The 17,263-nt window shown below is 39.7% G+C and carries 15 protein-coding genes; all 15 read right to left on the bottom strand.

Features of this window, described 5'->3' with window-relative positions:
* Positions 1 to 20: 20 nt before the first annotated feature.
* The gene (locus A9970_RS26005; protein WP_095439151.1) at positions 21 to 848 is read right to left on the bottom strand and encodes an RteC domain-containing protein; all 828 of its coding nucleotides are present in this window, start codon (positions 846 to 848) and stop codon (positions 21 to 23) included.
* 219 nt (positions 849 to 1,067) lie between these two features.
* Positions 1,068 to 3,338, bottom strand: a complete 2,271-nt coding sequence (locus A9970_RS26000; protein WP_095439195.1) for a multicopper oxidase family protein — start codon at positions 3,336 to 3,338, stop codon at positions 1,068 to 1,070.
* A gap of 13 nt (positions 3,339 to 3,351) precedes the next feature.
* Complete coding sequence (locus A9970_RS25995; protein WP_095439150.1) at positions 3,352 to 3,807, bottom strand: heme-binding domain-containing protein; 456 nt, start codon at positions 3,805 to 3,807, stop codon at positions 3,352 to 3,354.
* 1 nt (position 3,808) lies between these two features.
* Positions 3,809 to 4,237, bottom strand: coding sequence for a hypothetical protein (locus A9970_RS25990; protein WP_095439149.1), 429 nt, complete (start codon positions 4,235 to 4,237; stop codon positions 3,809 to 3,811).
* A 14-nt stretch (positions 4,238 to 4,251) separates the two neighbouring features.
* Complete coding sequence (locus tag A9970_RS25985; RefSeq protein ID WP_095439148.1) at positions 4,252 to 4,755, bottom strand: DUF305 domain-containing protein; 504 nt, start codon at positions 4,753 to 4,755, stop codon at positions 4,252 to 4,254.
* Between the two features lie 11 nt (positions 4,756 to 4,766).
* On the bottom strand, positions 4,767 to 5,408 hold the full coding sequence (locus A9970_RS25980; RefSeq protein ID WP_095439147.1) for a DUF3347 domain-containing protein: 642 nt from the start codon (positions 5,406 to 5,408) through the stop codon (positions 4,767 to 4,769).
* A 6-nt stretch (positions 5,409 to 5,414) separates the two neighbouring features.
* The gene (locus A9970_RS25975) at positions 5,415 to 7,532 is read right to left on the bottom strand and encodes a heavy metal translocating P-type ATPase (protein ID WP_095439146.1); all 2,118 of its coding nucleotides are present in this window, start codon (positions 7,530 to 7,532) and stop codon (positions 5,415 to 5,417) included.
* 89 nt (positions 7,533 to 7,621) lie between these two features.
* Complete coding sequence (locus tag A9970_RS25970; RefSeq protein WP_095439145.1) at positions 7,622 to 8,836, bottom strand: efflux RND transporter periplasmic adaptor subunit; 1,215 nt, start codon at positions 8,834 to 8,836, stop codon at positions 7,622 to 7,624.
* 3 nt (positions 8,837 to 8,839) lie between these two features.
* Positions 8,840 to 10,201, bottom strand: a complete 1,362-nt coding sequence (locus tag A9970_RS25965; protein ID WP_220801698.1) for an efflux RND transporter periplasmic adaptor subunit — start codon at positions 10,199 to 10,201, stop codon at positions 8,840 to 8,842.
* Positions 10,198 to 11,445, bottom strand: a complete 1,248-nt coding sequence (locus A9970_RS25960) for a TolC family protein (protein ID WP_095439144.1) — start codon at positions 11,443 to 11,445, stop codon at positions 10,198 to 10,200. Before A9970_RS25960 ends, A9970_RS25965 begins: the two co-directional genes overlap by 4 nt.
* 15 nt (positions 11,446 to 11,460) lie before the next feature.
* Positions 11,461 to 13,407: an efflux RND transporter permease subunit gene (locus A9970_RS25955; RefSeq protein ID WP_095439143.1), complete on the bottom strand. Its 1,947-nt coding sequence runs from the start codon at positions 13,405 to 13,407 to the stop codon at positions 11,461 to 11,463.
* Positions 13,404 to 14,693, bottom strand: a complete 1,290-nt coding sequence (locus A9970_RS25950; protein WP_182984193.1) for an efflux RND transporter permease subunit — start codon at positions 14,691 to 14,693, stop codon at positions 13,404 to 13,406. Before A9970_RS25950 ends, A9970_RS25955 begins: the two co-directional genes overlap by 4 nt.
* Positions 14,694 to 14,700: 7 nt before the next feature.
* Positions 14,701 to 15,321 (bottom strand): DUF3347 domain-containing protein, encoded by a 621-nt coding sequence (locus A9970_RS25945; protein ID WP_182984192.1) that lies wholly within the window; start codon positions 15,319 to 15,321, stop codon positions 14,701 to 14,703.
* Positions 15,322 to 15,430: 109 nt separating this feature from the next.
* Positions 15,431 to 16,306 carry a DUF3347 domain-containing protein gene (locus A9970_RS25940; RefSeq protein ID WP_182984191.1) on the bottom strand — a complete coding sequence of 292 codons (876 nt, stop codon included), beginning with the start codon at positions 16,304 to 16,306 and terminating at the stop codon, positions 15,431 to 15,433.
* Positions 16,307 to 17,016: 710 nt separating this feature from the next.
* Positions 17,017 to 17,238, bottom strand: a complete 222-nt coding sequence (locus A9970_RS25935) for a heavy-metal-associated domain-containing protein (protein WP_182984190.1) — start codon at positions 17,236 to 17,238, stop codon at positions 17,017 to 17,019.
* Between the last annotated feature and the right edge of the window lie 25 nt (positions 17,239 to 17,263).

The following is a 17,263-nucleotide window of genomic DNA, read 5'->3' as shown; positions in this document are numbered from 1 at the left end:
CTTTTCTATTTTTATGACGGTTACTTTTCGTCCTGTTCGTCCATCTTTTTAATAAGTCCCTCCCGAAGCGCATCAAGGAATTTGGTGCGGTTCATTTTTCGGGTGCGTAGTTCCAAAAAGGTTTGGTAGAAATTACCCAACTCGGTATTAAAGATGCTTTCAAAATACTTGGCGATTTCCCGAATATCGCTACTACCATTATCGAACACACCCTGACTGTATAGTGCGTAAATCAGTTCTGTTAAAGCGGTTTTACTGCCTGTCCATTTTAGTTTGTGCAAACTAACAGACTTTTCAGTCTTAGATGTATTATCAAGTTGGTCTTCTATATAAACCTGTATCAAATCGTTCGCTATAACTTTGGCTACTTTGTAATCATGCGAAGTCGAAAAATTGTGGTCTGTTTGCAAATAATAGGTATCCAAACAAAGCTTAATATCGTGGTTGTTCCGAACAAATAGTTTGTTATCCAGAGATGAATTGCCTGTGCGGTAATATTTATAAAAATCGAGATTGTTATCAAAATACCGTTTAATTTTCTTTAACTCAATATTAAGGTATTTCTTTATCGCCTTTGTTTCCGTTGGCTTCTTGGTTTCGATTTTATAGATGGCATTATAATAAATCAGTTTTGAAACAATGGTTGGCTTTTGGGATTTGAAAAAACGGATTTCTTCATTAATGTCTTTAAAACCCTTTTTCAGAACATATTCTTTCAACTCCGATAAACTCTTGATAATAAGCTGTACAATAACTTCTATCCTTTGTACGGGATAGTCGATTTCAATCTCCAAATCGTTGATTTCGGTTTCAAGTTTATTTAATATTTCGCTGTAAAATTTATTCATTTGCTATTTGAGGTCTTGATGTTTTGGTTAAACAACGTTAGTTGAGGTATTATCCGTTTTGCCAACCACATATTGTGTGTTTCTAAAATGAGGAGGAGGACTAAAAATTTTCTAAAATCAAACAAAGCATATATTAGGCTGTCTGCCCGAAAGACTGGGAAAACATTATGCTTTGTTTGAAATAATATTGTGCTAAAATTTTGATTTGAATATATATCGTTAGTAGTTAAGCGATAAACCAATTCCCCAACCCATATCACTGTCGTAGTGTGTACGGATACCAATGTTTTTGTTAATGATATATTTCAACTCGCCCATGTATTCAAAATCTGTATTTACCATAAAGCCTGCTCGAAGTCTTTTGGTTACAGGAATATCTTCTCTCATTAATTGTAAGCGGACAATGCCGTCATGATATACTTCTGCCTGAAAATTTACCAGCATCGGCAGTGTATAGACAAAACCTAAACTAACGGCACTGCGTTTGTCTTTTTCATTCTTTTGCCCAAACAAATTCTTCTCGTGTTCATCAATTCCCATTTTACGGTAACGCCAGTCAAAACCAACAAAGGGCATAAACCATTGCATTTTTCCGATGTATCTTCCCAAATGGGTTTCTGTTTCATAACCGTGCATATCATTATAACCTAAACGCCATTCTGTTGATAGGTTCCATCTGGTATTTTGCAACATTGCGCCACCATCATTCCCGTTGGTAGCAAAATCATTTTCAACCATAAAGTGCGGCATATTGCTTTCTCTTTGCAGCATTTTATATGCTTTTTCTTTATCGGGTAGGTTCGGGTTTTGATAATCACCTACGGAAAAAACTCTGTTCATTCCCGACATCATGTGGTAAAGAATATGACAGTGAAAAAACCAATCGCCCTCCGTATTGGCGGCAAACTCAATGGTATCGGTTTCCATTGGCATCACATCAATAATATTCTTTAGAGGTGCATTTTCACCTTTACCATTCAATACCCTGAAGTCAAATCCGTGCAGGTGCATCGGGTGGCGCATCATGGAGTTGTTATGGATGGTAATACGCAAGATTTCTCCTTTTTTAACCGGGATTTTATCGGTTTCGGAAAGCACTTTGTTATCCATACTCCATACATATCTGTTCATGTTTCCTGTCAAGGTAAATTTTACATCTTTTACGGGCGCAGCTTTTGGCAATGTCGTATTGTATGGAGATTTGAGCATGGCATAATTAAGGGTAACAATATCGCCCAAAGCATTTGCATTATAACGATTGGGGTCGCTGTCCATATTCATTCCATGTTGGCTGTGGTCTTCTTGTTTCTTCTCATCTCCGGTAATTTCGGGATACATGACCACGTTCATATCCATTTGGTTCAGGCTCATCTTCATGCCCATATCGTCAAGGTCGCCATTCATCTTCATCATATCGTTCATCATCTTCATTCCTTCGAAATATTTCAATTTTGGAAGTGGCGAGATTAGTTGTTTGATACCGTTGCCAATAAAATAGCTTGATGATTGTGTCCTGTCTTCGGTAGTTGCAAGAAACTCATACGCCAGCCCGTCTTGTGGAATGGTAACGACTACATCGTATGTTTCAGATACGGCAATAATCAGTCTGTCCACCTCAACAGGTTCTACATCGTTACCATCGCTTGCCACCACAGTCATTTTACCACCAGCATACCGAAGCCAAAAATAGGAAGATGCGCCTCCGTTGGAAATTCGCAAACGTACTTTGTCCCCGGCTTTCAAAGGTTTTCCATCAACCGATTTCAGGTCGGTAGTATGGTTTCCATTGATGAGTATTTTGTCATAATATACATCACTTACATCCATTGCCAGCATCCGTTTCCATTCGTTCGTGAGTTTGGTTTTTAACTTGCCCTCTTTAATAGCTTCAACGTATGATTGTGTTGAGCCTTTTTTGATAGCAGCCCAATCATTGGCGTTGTGAAGCATCCGGTTAATATTGTTCGGGTTGAGGTTCGTCCACTCACTTAAAATAATCGGTACGGTAGGCAAGTCGTCAATCCCTTTTCTAAAGGTTTTATCATCTTCCCGTTTTTTCATGACGAAGCTGCCATACATCCCGATTTGTTCCTGTAATCCAGAATGGGAATGGTACCAGTGAGTACCGTTTTGAATAATTGGGAAACGATAGGTGTAGGTAGTTCCCGGCTTAATTGGTTGCTGGGTTAAAAAGGGTACACCGTCTTCTTTGTTCGGTAGGAATACACCATGCCAATGCAAGGAAGTGCTTTCTTTTAATTGGTTGTGAACCACTATTTCGGCAGTATCGCCTTCGGTAAACGTAAGTGTGGGCATTGGTATTTGACCGTTTACTGCAATTGCTCTTTTTTCTTTGCCTGCATAGTTCACGATGGTATCCTTAACATACAAATCGTAATGCACTACTTTTTGGGCAAATAACGTTTGCGTACAGAGCATTATCATTGCTGCTTGTAGCGTTTTTAAAAGTATTTTCTTGTATCTGTTCATTGTTCTATAATTTTTATTGTAAGCTGTCTGCCATTGCATCAAACCATTTGGTCAAAACCTGCTTTTCTTCTAATGACAATACTGCATTCCGATGGATAAGGGTATAAGAGTTCAGAGGCATAGTACCATCATTGACTTGGTTTGACATAGAACGGAATTTGTTCCGTTGCTTGCGAGTAGAGTATGAGCCAAAGTCACTAAAATTAAGTTCCTCTTTACCTTCTTTAATGTGTTTTGCCATAAACCATGCTCCGGGCTGTATACGGCTGTACCACGGATAAAGGGTGTTGTTGCTGTGACAGTCGTAGCAGGAGGTTTGTAATACAGCTTTGACGTTTTGCGGAACAGCGTACACCTTTTCAATATGCGTATCCTTTACCTCTCCTGATTGGTTTTGCAACGGTTGAAAGAATTGTATACCGATCAGGATAATCGCCAGACCCACTAATATTTTTTTCTTTAATGACATATTAATTGATGCTTCCGTTATTTTGTTTTGAATAGAGGCTGTAATTTGACTTATTTTCAAAATAGGAGACCTCGCCGTTATCTCCTGTAACAGCAATGATTGCAGTAGATTTATCTATTTGTTTTTTAGAATAAGGATCTATTGCAACCCGCACTGAGGCATCTTTTGGAATACGTTCTTGACACATTTCACAACACCCATAATACGTCTTGCCGTCAAATTTTACTTCCAATTGCTTTTTACCCATAAAGGCATCATTAACCATACACACCTCGTCAGAAGGAACAATCCTACTTTTTTGCGAAATATTTGCAGTTGATGGATTTTGCAAATGTTGTCCAGAATGTTCGGTATTATCTTTTTCTGTTTGTCCGCAAGCGGATAATAATATGATTGAAAGAAAAACTATACCTATTAATATTTTGTTCATAGTAGCAATGTTTTTTAATTATTTTTTTCAAATTCTTTGAGCTTACGCTTCATTAATTCTATTTCTTCTGCTTGGGTTTTAAGAATTTCTTTTTGCAACTGTATCAATTCCGGGTCGGTTAAATGGGCTTTTTCCGACATTAAAATTGCCGCAGCGTGATGGGGTATCATCCCTTTTACGAACTCTTTATCTCCAACATTGATCTGTTCCCTGATACCAAACCATGAAAAGGTGGCAACACTGATGGAGACTATTACAATAACCCAATTGATTTTTTTGTTAGCATACATCTTTCTCATGATTATTAATTCAATAATTAACATCGCCGATGTCATTAGCAAGGTCATGTAAAGATTATTGATATTAGGAATAAGATTTTTCAGCTCGTCTATCATGGCATACATGATAAAGTACATGGCAACGAACATTGCGACAGCCATAATTATAAATCGTCTGTACATGGCTGTTGCGTGTTTCTGATCATGCTGCATTCCATGGCTTTTCTGCATATTTTCCATAATTTTTAATTTTATTTGCTGGTAATGGTTTTCTCAACCTTACCGCAGGTTAGCATTTTTGAACCGTAATAAGGGTTTTTGATTTCCTTGCTTTCGCTTAACCAAATAGCGCCTTTGCCATCGTTAAACATCGGGCAATGATCTTGATAGAGTGCTTGAGGAGTGCCAAACAATGTAATCAAGTCGTTAACATCTTCGCTAAGCGAGGCGAAATGCTCTCTTTGGTGGTCTAATTTTCCCGCACTATTACCGATATGTTCTGCATTTTCCTTAGCATCATCAGCGATGTCCATGTATTTGTTATGTTTGTCGGCAGGAATGGATTTCATATCCACCTTGTTCAAAGTAGCCAATAATTTTTTGCCTGCATTTGAAGCGGCGTTGTCATCATCAGCAACAAGTGCATTTTTTAAAGCCAAATAATCGGCAACTATGGGTGCAATAGAGAAGTTTGCAGTTTCTTTTGTATCTGTATTTGCAACGGCAGGCGTAGTAGTTGTGTCCGCATCTTTTGGTTGGGCTGATGATCCAGCTTCTGATACAACAGGTGTATCGCTTACAGTTTGCTCATTGTTTTTATTTGATGACTGGTTGCATGATACTGCTACAATTGCCATAAAGGTTGCTACGATTGATAATGCTATTTTTTTCATTTTTACTTACTTTTTGATTTTTAAAAGACTTGCATTAATTGCCACGACAATAGTGCTTACGCTCATTAGCACTGCACCCATTGCCGGACTTAAAATAAATTTTGGATAAAGTATGCCTGCGGCAAGTGGTATTGCTACCACATTGTAGCCAACAGCCCATATCAGGTTCTGAACCATTTTTTTGTAGGTACGCTTGCCGAAGTCGATGAGTTTGATAACGTCCCTTGGGTCGCTGTCCACCAAAATGATGTCAGCAGTTTCGGCGGCTACATCTGTACCTGAGCCAACGGCAATGCCAACATCTGCCTGCGCTAATGCAGGAGCATCGTTCACGCCATCGCCTGTCATTGCCACAATTTCACCTTTTGCTTGAAATTCCTTTACTTTCTCCTGTTTGTTGTGCGGAAGAACATTTGCCAAATAGCCGTCCATCCCTAATTTTTCGGCTACCGCAGCAGCAATATTTTCATTATCGCCAGTGAGCAAAAAGGATTTGATGTTCATTTTTTTGAGTTCATCAACCGCCTGTCCCGAACCCTCACGGATGCTGTCTGCCAAAGTGACTATCCCGATTACCTCATCATCTATTAAGACAAAGTTTACCGTTTCGGCTTCTTGGTTAATTTCTTTCGGGATTTCCGGTAACGAGCGATTATTTTCTGTAAAATAGTTCGGGCCGGCGGCTACTACATTTTTACCGTTTACCACTCCCTTTACGCCAATACCCTGCATATAGTTGAAATTTTCAGATTTCCATAATGCAAGGCTCTTTTCCTTTAAGATAGCCATTATTCCTTTTGCTATATGGTGTTCAGAATTTTGCTGTACGGCAGCAGCATACTGGATTACAGCATCGGCATTATATTCATTTGTCAGAGGGATAATCTTTTCAACCGAATGGGAACCTTTGGTAAGTGTACCCGTCTTATCAAAAATGACGGTAGATAGCTTTCTTGTTGTTTCAAATGCTGTGCGGTTGCGGATTAACAGTCCATTGGTTGCCGATAACGTAGTAGAAATAGCAACTACTAAAGGAATAGCCACGCCCAATGCGTGTGGACAGGCTGTTACCATTACTGTAACCATCCGCTCCAATGCAAAGGCAATATCGCCATTATTGGCAAACCAATAAATGAATGTACCTACACCTGCTGCAATGGCAATAAAGGTTAGCCATTTTGCTACCTTATCAGCAAGGTTCTGTGTATTGGATTTGGTAGCCTGTGCCTCTTGTACAAGGTTGATAACTCTGTTCAAGTAACTGTCTTTGCCAACTGCGGTTACTTTAATTCTCAATGCGCCATCTCCATTGATAGAACCTGCAATAACTTTACTATTAGCTTCTTTTTTTACAGGAACACTTTCTCCGGTAAGCATACTTTCGTTGATATAGGAAAGTCCTTCAATGACCGATCCATCGGCAGGAATTTTCTCGCCGGGCTTTATAATGGCGGTCTCGCCACCTTGCAGGTCTTCGAGTTTTATTTTTACAGCTTCACCGTTGCGTTCTACGGTAACGTCATTTGGTAGCAATGCCACCAATGACTGTAATGCCCTTGATGCAGCCATTTGGGAACGCATTTCCAGCCAATGCCCTAAAAGCATAATGTCGATAAGGGTAGCCAGTTCCCAAAAGAAATCCATTCCCTGTAAACCGAAAACTACTGCTACCGAATAAATGTAGGCTACGGATATGGCAATGGCAACAAGTGTCATCATCCCTATGGCTTTAGCTTTTATTTCGCCTGCCATTCCTTTTAAGAACGGTAAGCCACCATAGATATAAATAACAGTACCCAATACCAACAGTACATATTTATCGCCAGTGAAAGTTATATGGAAACCGAGCCACTGTTGGATCATGTGCGAAAGCAGCAGGATTGGGACAGTTATCACGAGGCTAATCCAAAAACGCTTTAGAAAGTCGCCCGTATGATGTCCTTGGTGTTTGTCAAAGCCTTTCACATGGTCATTATGGCTGTGTCCATTATGCTCTTGTGCTTCGTCATGTTTATGGGAAACTGATGGATTGTTTAAGGGAACCAATGTCATTCCGCAAAGCGGACATTTTCCGGGTTCGTCCTTTAGCACCTGCGGGTGCATGGGACAAGTGTATTTTACCATAACAAATGATTTAAAATTTATACTATATCCATTTTTTGTCTATTGGGTCTTCTTTAAGTTTTGAGCTTATATTTTCCTCTCCTTAATTGTTACATACTACTCATATCATGTCCTGCCATTGGATCAGCGCCGTTCTTAAAAATATATTCGCTATTTAAAAGATAAGCACCTGAAACAACAACAATGTCGCCTTCTTTTAATCCCGATACTATTTCTATTCGGTTATCTATTTCTGCTCCGGTTTGAACCATTCTGCTTTTAAATGTTCTGTCTGCGGTCTGAACCCACACGGTCGCATTTTTGCCATCCCGAATTACAGCATCTATCGGCATGGCGATACCTTTAATCAATGGCATTTCAAGAAAAACATACACGGGCATTCCCGGTTTCAGCTCCTTATTTGGATTAGGTAATGATACCCTTATGAGATTAATTCTTGTTCCTGGGTCAAGTTCAGGATTGGTAAAATCAATTTTACCTTTTACCGTTCTATTATTAAGATCCGGTATTTGTACCGTTGCAGTTTTTGCCTTATTGATAATTGACATCTGCGATGAATAAGCCTGCGCTTCTGCCCAAACTGTTGATAGGTCTGCCAAATCAACAATGGTGCTGCCTTCTTCAAGATAGCCACCTTCAATAACTTCCAAGTTTGTTATGTAACCAGAAGCCGTACTGTAGAAAGTAGTTGTCTTTGATGACTTGCCAGTCTTTTGTAAAGCCTCAATCTGATGATCGGTCATGCCCCACAGTAAAAGCTTGTTCCTCGCACTTTGTATAAGCTGGTCAAAATCTATTGCGTTGACATCCGCAAACGTCTTTTTCTTTTCAAGTGCCAGCAAATATTCCTGTTTGGCATTGTTCAGCTCCTCACTATAAATTTCTGCCAACGGCGCACCCTTTGATACAAAGTCTCCGATGTTTTTAAAATATAGCTTTTCAACCCGTCCCATCACTCTGGAACTAACAGACTGCATTTTGTTCTGATCGAAATTTAATACTCCGGTCAAGGTGGCTTTATCTCCTAAAAGTCCTCCTTTTACGGTATCCGTCTGTATATTTCCCAGCTTGATCTGTTCCTCGTTCAATTGTAAGGCATCGGGGTCTGCGTGTTGGTTTTTTTCAACACGCACAAGATCCATGTGGCATATTGGGCATTGTCCGGGTTTATCGGATACAACTTGTGGGTGCATGGAGCAGGTATAGTAACTGCCATCATTGCTTGCATGACTATGGCCTTTATCTTTACATGATGATAAAACCGATAGGATAATAGCTACTATTATGGTAAGATGATATTTCATGTTCTAATCATTTTTTATTCTTATAAAACTTTCACTGTCCATAAGGTATTGCGCATTTTTGGCAATGGCGTCAGTCGGTAACAGTCCAGACAATACTTCTACATATCCTTCTGCTTCATTACCAGTTTCGATTTTGTTTGCCACAAATCCTTCATCAACTTTCTTGAATACAACTTTGGTTAAGCCGAGAGAAACAACAGCTTCTTTTGGTATCCATTTGCCGGAAATGTCATCAGCAGCAATCTCGGACTTTACCTGGCTTCCAATCGGTAATTGCATCTGACTATTATCAAAATAGATACGCACGGACAATGTTTTATTCCCCTGTCTGAAAAAAGGCTCTATAAACCCGATTTTCCCTTCAAATTTTTTATCAGGGTTTACCTCCGGTACGATGGTAACAGGTTGTCCAATTTTGACAAGAGGTACGTCTTCAGAAAAAATGTTTAATAGTACCCATGCCCTTGCAGGGTCGAACACCTCAAAAATTGTTTGTCCCTTTTTGACGTACATTCCCTCTTTCATGGAAAGTTCTGCGGATGCTGCTGTGTTTTTTGCCATGGTGCTTGGTGGTAATTGACTGGTTCCCATTGAACCCGTTGCCTCAGCTTCGTGGATGTGTCCCGTATAATTACTGTAGACCGACATAGTGAAGTCTGATTTACCCCTTTGAATTATTCCACGTAGCTGGTTTTCGCTCATTCCAAGTAAAAGCAATTTTTGTTTAGCCGCATTTATCATCATATTGTTTGAACCATCGTTTTTAAGTACAAACAGTAAGTTCTGTTGGGCTTCCATAAGTTCAGGGCTATAAATCTCCATGATCTTTTGCCCTTTTGTTACCTTTTGGAATTTATAGCGCACATATAGTTTTTCAATCCTACCGGAAATTCGGGCAGAGATATTTCCTTTTTCCCTTGTATCATAATCAATATTCCCAAGAGCCTGCACGGTTACCTCTCTCGACTTGGATTGCATAGAGATAGTTGGAATTGAGGATATGACAAATTCGTTAGTAGGTTTTAACAGCCCATCAAGCTCAATGCTTTCATTTGTATGTTCATGTGCTCCTTCCTGTACTAAATCCATTCCGCACTTGGGGCATTTACCGGGTTTATCGCTCGTAACTTCCGGATGCATCGGACAGCTATAGGCTTTATCATTTTTTTCGTTTTTAATCAATTCCATTCCGCACTTCGGACACTTGCCCGGCTTATCACTGAAAAAGAAATCCTGTGGCATGGGACAGGTATAGGCTAAATCGCTTTCGACATTATTACTACTATCGGAATGACCGCTCGTTTTGTCGTTGTTACAACCCAACAAGAAAAGGGCGACCATCAAAAAACAAATTATATATCTCATTTTCTTTCAATTAAACGGTCTATTGTTACTTGCATTTCAAAAGCTTTTGACAAAATATCGAGATACTCCAACTGCGTCATGTTCAGCTTTTCCCAAGCATCATAAAGCATAAACAATTCTTCGGTATTTTGCTCGTAGCCGAGCTGCATGGTCTTAAAATTATTCTTTAATGCAGGGATGATTTCACTTTGATAAAGTTCCAATTGCTTCTTTTTAAGGTCAAACTCATTGCGCATTCCATAAGCCATACCGCTATACTCATTAATCATCATTTCTTTTTGGGCATTAAGCGCTTCTGCCTTCCATTTCAAACTGGAAATATTTGCTTTATTCATCTTGGATGCCCAACCTACAAAAGGTAGTTTAACCATTGCCATCGCTGTGTACTGCATAGGCTGTCCGCCAAAACCATACATATTCTCGAACCGCACACCAAATTCAGGCTTCAGGCTTTGCCTCTCGGTCTCCTGTTTTAGCCCGGTCAATAGTATCTGCTGGTCTAAGGATTTCAAGTCGCTCCGGTTATTATTAAACAATGAATTATCAAAAACGATATCCGAATAATCATTAAATGAAACAACCGTATCGATTTCAAAGAAAGTCATTGGATTTCGACCCATCAGGGCATTTAACCTGATACGCTTTTCTTTGATGTCATTCTCATACATAATCTGCATATTCTTGGCAGTTCCGAGTGCTGCTTTTGCTTTATAATATGCACCTATTTTACCGGCACCATTTTTATATCGGGTCTCTGCATTGTCAATCATGAAGCCCAGCATCTTTTCATTTTCTACGACCACCGCATTGCGTTTCAACAGGACAATCCACTCATAATAAAGTAATTTTGCATCCTGTATCAGTTCATTTACACCAGCCCCTTTATTCTCCTTTTCAACAGATGACATGGCTTTCATATAGGCTTCTTCGGCATCTAATTTTTTCCTGTTCGGGATCATCTGTTCTACTGATAGCATTACAGACCCCATTCCATTCATATTGCCATCACGCTTCCAAAGGTTAACATTATAAGGGGTCATGAACTGCCCAACTCCGATTGTAGGGGGCATCCAGCTTCGTGCGCCTTTAGCTGCTTCATCCATTGAATGGATTTCATTATCGTACATCGCCACAATGGGATGATTGGTCTCGATACTGTCTATAACATTTTTCAAGTTTAGAACCTGTGCATTTATGTTGTTAAAAAGACAGACTATAAATGCTGTAAAAATTATTTTTTTCATTGCTGATGTTTAATTTTAATGTGCTGCATCCAATACGTCAATCTTTCCAAACTTCTTCAACTCATATTCTTTTTGCATCAGGAATATTATAGGTGTAACCAAAAGAATGTGAATTGCTGAGGTAAACACACCGCCCACCATCGGCAATACAATTGGTTTCATCATATCACTACCTACTCCGGTACTCCATAAAATAGGAACCAGACCGAATAAAGTCACACATACGGTCATTATCTTAGGACGCAAGCGTTTTGCCGCACCATGTATTACGTATTCTTTAAGGTCTGCATTGGTTATTGTCTCACGGCTGTTGCCTTTTAATGAAACCAATTGCTGCATGGCATCATTAAGATAAATTACCATTACAATGCCGGTTTCAACGGCGAGACCGAACAGGGCAATAAATCCAACAGCAACAGCGACAGAAAGATTAACTCCCCAAATACTAATCATAAATACGCCCCCAATCAATGCAAAAGGAATACTGATAAGGTTGAAGAAAGCTTCCCTCATGGAGTGAAAAGCAAAATACATTGAAAGGAAGATAACGATAAGGACAATTGGCATAATCATTTTCAATGTCTGCTCACCCCTGATGAGGTTCTCATATTGACCACTCCATTCCAAGAAATATCCCTGCGGCATCTTGCCAATCATATTGTCCAGTTTGGCTTTGGCTTCTTCTACGGTACTTCCAAGGTCTCTTTCTCTGACATTGAACAGAACCGTACCTCTTAACATGGCATTTTCGGAATTGATCATAGGTGGGCCGTCTGACAATCTCACATCGGCTATGGTTCCTAACGGAATTGAACCAAAATCCATTGTTTGAACTGGCAAGCGTTTCAACGCTTCAACATTATTACGAAAGTCTTGTCCATAACGGGCATTGACAGAAAAACGTTGTCTTCCCTCTACAGTAGTTGTAAGTTTCATGCCTCCCAGTGCGCTTTCAACCACACTGTTTACATCGTCTATGCTTAAATTGTATCTGGCAATTTCATCACGGTTAATGACAATGTCAACATATTTGCCCCCGGTAATCGGTTCAACATACATATCTTTAATACCCGCTATCCCTTCAAGTTCTTTTTTGATCTTTTGGGATAGAGAATAGATGCTGTCAAGGTTTTGTCCATACACTTTTACCCCTACATCGGTGCGGATACCTGTAGAGAGCATATTGATACGGTTGATGATGGGCATTGTCCAGCCATTGGTTACACCGGGTATTTGAAGTTTTGCATTCAACTCATTGATAATGTCATCCTTCTTCATGCCGTCCCTCCACTCATTTTGAGGCTTTAGTAATATAATAGTCTCAATCATGCTGATAGGAGAATTATCCGTTGCCGTATTTGCCCTGCCAGCCTTACCTAAAACGTGTGCGACTTCAGGTACAGATTTTATGATTTTGTCCTGAACCTGCAATATCCGTTTCGCTTCCGAATTTGAAACATCTGGTAAGGTTACAGGCATAAAGAGTAGCGAACCCTCATCAAGCGGAGGCATAAATTCCCTACCGAGGTTCAATATCATAGGAATACTGATAATGAGTGCTACGATATTGATGCCCAATACTGTTTTTCTCCATTTCACACACCACCTGATGAGTGGTTCGTAAAATCTCTCCAGCCCACGATTTATTGGGTTTTTCTGCTCATCTTTAAACTTTCCCTTCATGAAAAAAGAGATGAGTACGGGAGCAAGGGTCAATACCAATAAAGCATCCACAACCATTATAAATGTTTTTGTGTAAGCGAGTGGATGGAAAAGTTTGCCTTCTTGACCTGTAAGCAGGAAAACGGGAAGAAACGATGTGATTATTATAATCGTTGAAAAGAAGACACCTCTTGAAACCTGCTTACATGATTTCTCGATGATACTAAGTCGTATATCCTCCGGTATCTTTTCATAGCCAATATCTTTATCGGCTTTCTTTTTAAACCAATTTATTTTCATGGAGTTGATTTTTTTTGTTTACGCTCGTTCTGCCAAACAGAGAGGTTTCTATATGAGTTCTCTGACATAATAATCCCGTTGTCTACGATTACTCCGATAGCCAATGCAATTCCCGTAAGGGACATTATATTTGACGACAGACCGAAGGCGTTCAGTATGATAAAGCTAATCGCAATCGTGATGGGAATTTGGATAATGATACTAAGTGCGCTGCGCCAATGAAATAGAAAAAGGATAACAATAAACGCAACTGCAATGATCTCCTCCACAAGTTTATTTTTGATGTTGTCGATGGCAGCCTCAATCAGTGTGCTTCTATCATAAGAAGTTTTAAAAGTTACCCCTGGAGGCAATCCTTTTTCAACGTCTTTCATTTTTTCCTTTACAGCCTTTATTACTTTATCTGCATTTTCACCGTAACGCATGACTACAATACCACCCACAACTTCTCCCTCGCCGTTTTGGTCAAATATGCCAAGCCGTAGGTCTCCGCCCATTTGCACACTGCCTATATCCTTTACCCGTACAGGAATACCGTTATAATTGCCCACTGCAATTTTCTCAATATCACCGATGTTCTTTACGTACCCTAAGCCCCGGATGATATATGCCATATCGGTCATTTCGAATTTACGACCGCCTACATCGTTATTATTCGCTTTTACTTTGTTCATCACATCCATAAGCGAAATATTGTAATACTGGAGTTTAACTGGATCAACCACTACTTGATATTGCTTTTCATATCCACCATAGGAAGCTACTTCTGCAACGCCGGGAACGGTCTGTAAAGCCAGTTTGATATACCAATCCTGCAACGCACGCTGCTCCCCAAGATCCATCTTTGGAGCATCCAAATGATACCAGTAAATATGACCAACACCGGTGCCATCCGGCCCCAGCGTTGGTGTTACATCCTGTGGTAATAATCGTTGGGCATAATTAAGCCGTTCCATAACTCGTGTACGAGCCCAATATACATCCACATCATCCTCGAAAATGATATAAACGAAACTCATCCCAAACATCGAAGTACCTCTGACGTTCTTTACCTTCGGTATTCCCTGCAAGTTGCTTACTAAGGGATAGGTAACCTGATCCTCTATTGTTTGTGGGCTGCGTCCCATCCACTCAGTAAAAACGATTACTTGGTTCTCGCTTAGATCAGGGATTGCGTCTATTGGATTTTTATTGACAGCTGAAATGCCCCAAACAAATAATCCTGCGGCTATGAGCAGCACGATATATCTGTTTTTTAAAGACAGCTCAATTATTTTTTGTACCATGTCTTTTCTATTTTAATTCCTGCTGCACATTACCGCAGGTAAGCATTTCTGAACCATAATATGGGTTTTTGATTTCTTTGCCTTCGCTTAACCAAATAGCCCCTTTACCATCATTGAACATCGGGCAGTGGTCTTGATATAATTTCTTTGATGTGCCGAAAAGAGCAATCAGGTCTTTTACATCCTCGCTTATTACAGCTAAATGTTCCCTTTGATGCGCTATATTCCCAACATTATCACCAATATGCTCCGCATGTTCTTTTGCATCGTCTGCTATGTCCAAGTATTCTTTATGCTTATCTGCTGGAATGGTATTCATGTCCACTTTATTGAAAGTAGCTAAGAGCGCTTTTCCTGCATTGGCGGCAGCTTTGTCATCATCTGAAACAAGTGCATTTTTCAGGGTCAGGTAATCGGTAATGATGGGTGAGATAGAGAAATTCCCTGCTTTCGCAATAGCTTCATTATCGGTAGAAGTTTCGCTGTCATTCTCCTTTGATGGTTCCTGTATAGCTGGCACATCAGAAGTGACAGTTGATTGCTCATTGTTTTTATTGGATGACTGATTGCATGATACTGCTATAATAGCCATAACGGCTGCTACGATTGATAATGTTATATTTTTCATTTCTTTTATTTTTTAATTTATTTATAAACTGTATTTGATACCGGCAGGCAAGGCTATACTTTAGTATTGCTTCCATTGCTGGATTTAAACTTGAATTTTGCGATTCTATTTATTTAATGGTTTCAACCGTGCTTCCACAGGTAAGCATTTGTGCGCCGTAATATGGATTTTTAACTGCATTCTCCTTGCTTAACCAGTTTGCCCCGCCATTGTACATCGGGCAATGTTGGTAATAAACGGGGGCATCCTGCTTGGATACTTTAGCCAGTGCGTAGATATTGCCCGAAAGTGTAGCAAAAGCATTTCTCTGTTTTGCAACATCTTTTGATTTTGAAATACTTTCTGCATTGGCTGCTAAGTCTTGCATTACTTTCATCCAAACAGTATGCTCTTCTGCCGACAGCTTACTCATATCAACTACTTTAATAGATGCTGACAATTCAGCCGCTTTGGCGGATGCGGTTGCCGCATCTGTTTTTATCAAAGCGTCTTTCACTGAAAAGTAGTTGTCAAATACAGCTTTTAGCTGTGATTGGTTTTGAGCTGCATCTTTTTTAGCGGGTGCTGCCATTTGGCTATGGTCGTGATTGCCATGTTCGGCATTCATGTCCATTCCCGCCTCCTTGTTTTTGGCAACCGTTTTCACTGGTCTATCGTACTGGCAGCAACCAGCCAATTTAGCATATACGTCATCCGGCGCACGGAACTTCTCACTGTCATAACCAGCCAAAGCGATACGTTTCAGGATTTCGTCCTGATTTGTTTTGTCGCCGTCATAAGTGAGTGTAGCCATCTTGGTATCTTTGTTCCATTCCACACTCGCTACATTTTTTACATTCCCTGCTTTTTCGATGGTAGTTTTGCACATACCACAATTACCATAAATTTTTACGGTTTCTGTTTTCGCATTTTTTACCTGTGCGAAGCTGTTTATTGATGATAGTAATACAGCGATTACCATCACTATTTTTGATAATGATCTCATAATAATATACGTTTTCGGAAAAGAGGTATTAGCAAACCCATTTTCCTTGAATTTTAAAATAAATAGTACAAATAGGGGATTTGCAAAAGCCGGAACAGCTTTTGACAAGACACACCTATGGCTGTCAAGCCATAGTTTTAGCTTATTTTAGGCGGTAGCCAAATGGAGAAAAAGCCCGAAGAATAATAGGCTTCTTTGAAACCGAATTTTTGCTTTTTAGCTGCTGCTAAGTGATTTTTTGTCTTTAATTCGATTACGGTTGGGACATTTAGGGAAGTGGTTGAAGCAACGCACCTGCAAGAGCTGTGTGAACAACCGCCCCCGCAATTGTCACTTTTGCATTTTTTACAGGATTTGCCCTTGCAACCTTTTTTATGTTCTGATTTTTTGGATTTTTCTTTTGAGCAGGAAGACTGCTCGGTTTGTGTTGAATTTTTGGCACAGGCATAGCTCTGGCTTGGCATCATAAAGAAAACCAGACAGAACAATGTCAAAATGCCTATATGTATTCTATAATTTTTCAACGCAACAAAGTTACAAATTAAATTGGTTTTTTATATCGTTTCACGTTTTTTTTGCTATATGGACAAAAAAATGCTATATACGTAATAACCTATCGCCTTTTTTCAGAATTGATAAAATGCCCTTTTTCAGCAACCCAACCTCATAGAAATTCGGTCGGAAAAAGGGCATTTCAAAAAGTTGCTGGCTTAGGCTTCCAAAGGTTCTATTTTGAAGCCTGCCTTTTGCACAGTCGATATTACTTCCTGCTCGGTAATGCCCTCGGACTTCACGGTAAGCACCTTGTCCTTATTGTTGGTGTCCACGTCCCAATGGCAGATGCCCTTGGTATTGTCCAGGTGTGGTTTCACAGATGCTATACAGCCGCCGCAATTAATGTTTGTCTTGAATTGAAATTGTTTATTTTCCATTTCGTTAAATTTTAAATGTTGTTTA

The sequence above is a fragment of the Sphingobacterium sp. UME9 genome, assembly GCF_014170215.1.
In the GTDB taxonomy this organism is placed as follows: Bacteria; Bacteroidota; Bacteroidia; order Sphingobacteriales; family Sphingobacteriaceae; genus Sphingobacterium; species Sphingobacterium paramultivorum.
Note: the sequence above shows the minus strand (reverse complement) of the source record. Positions and strands in the feature narration are given on the sequence as shown.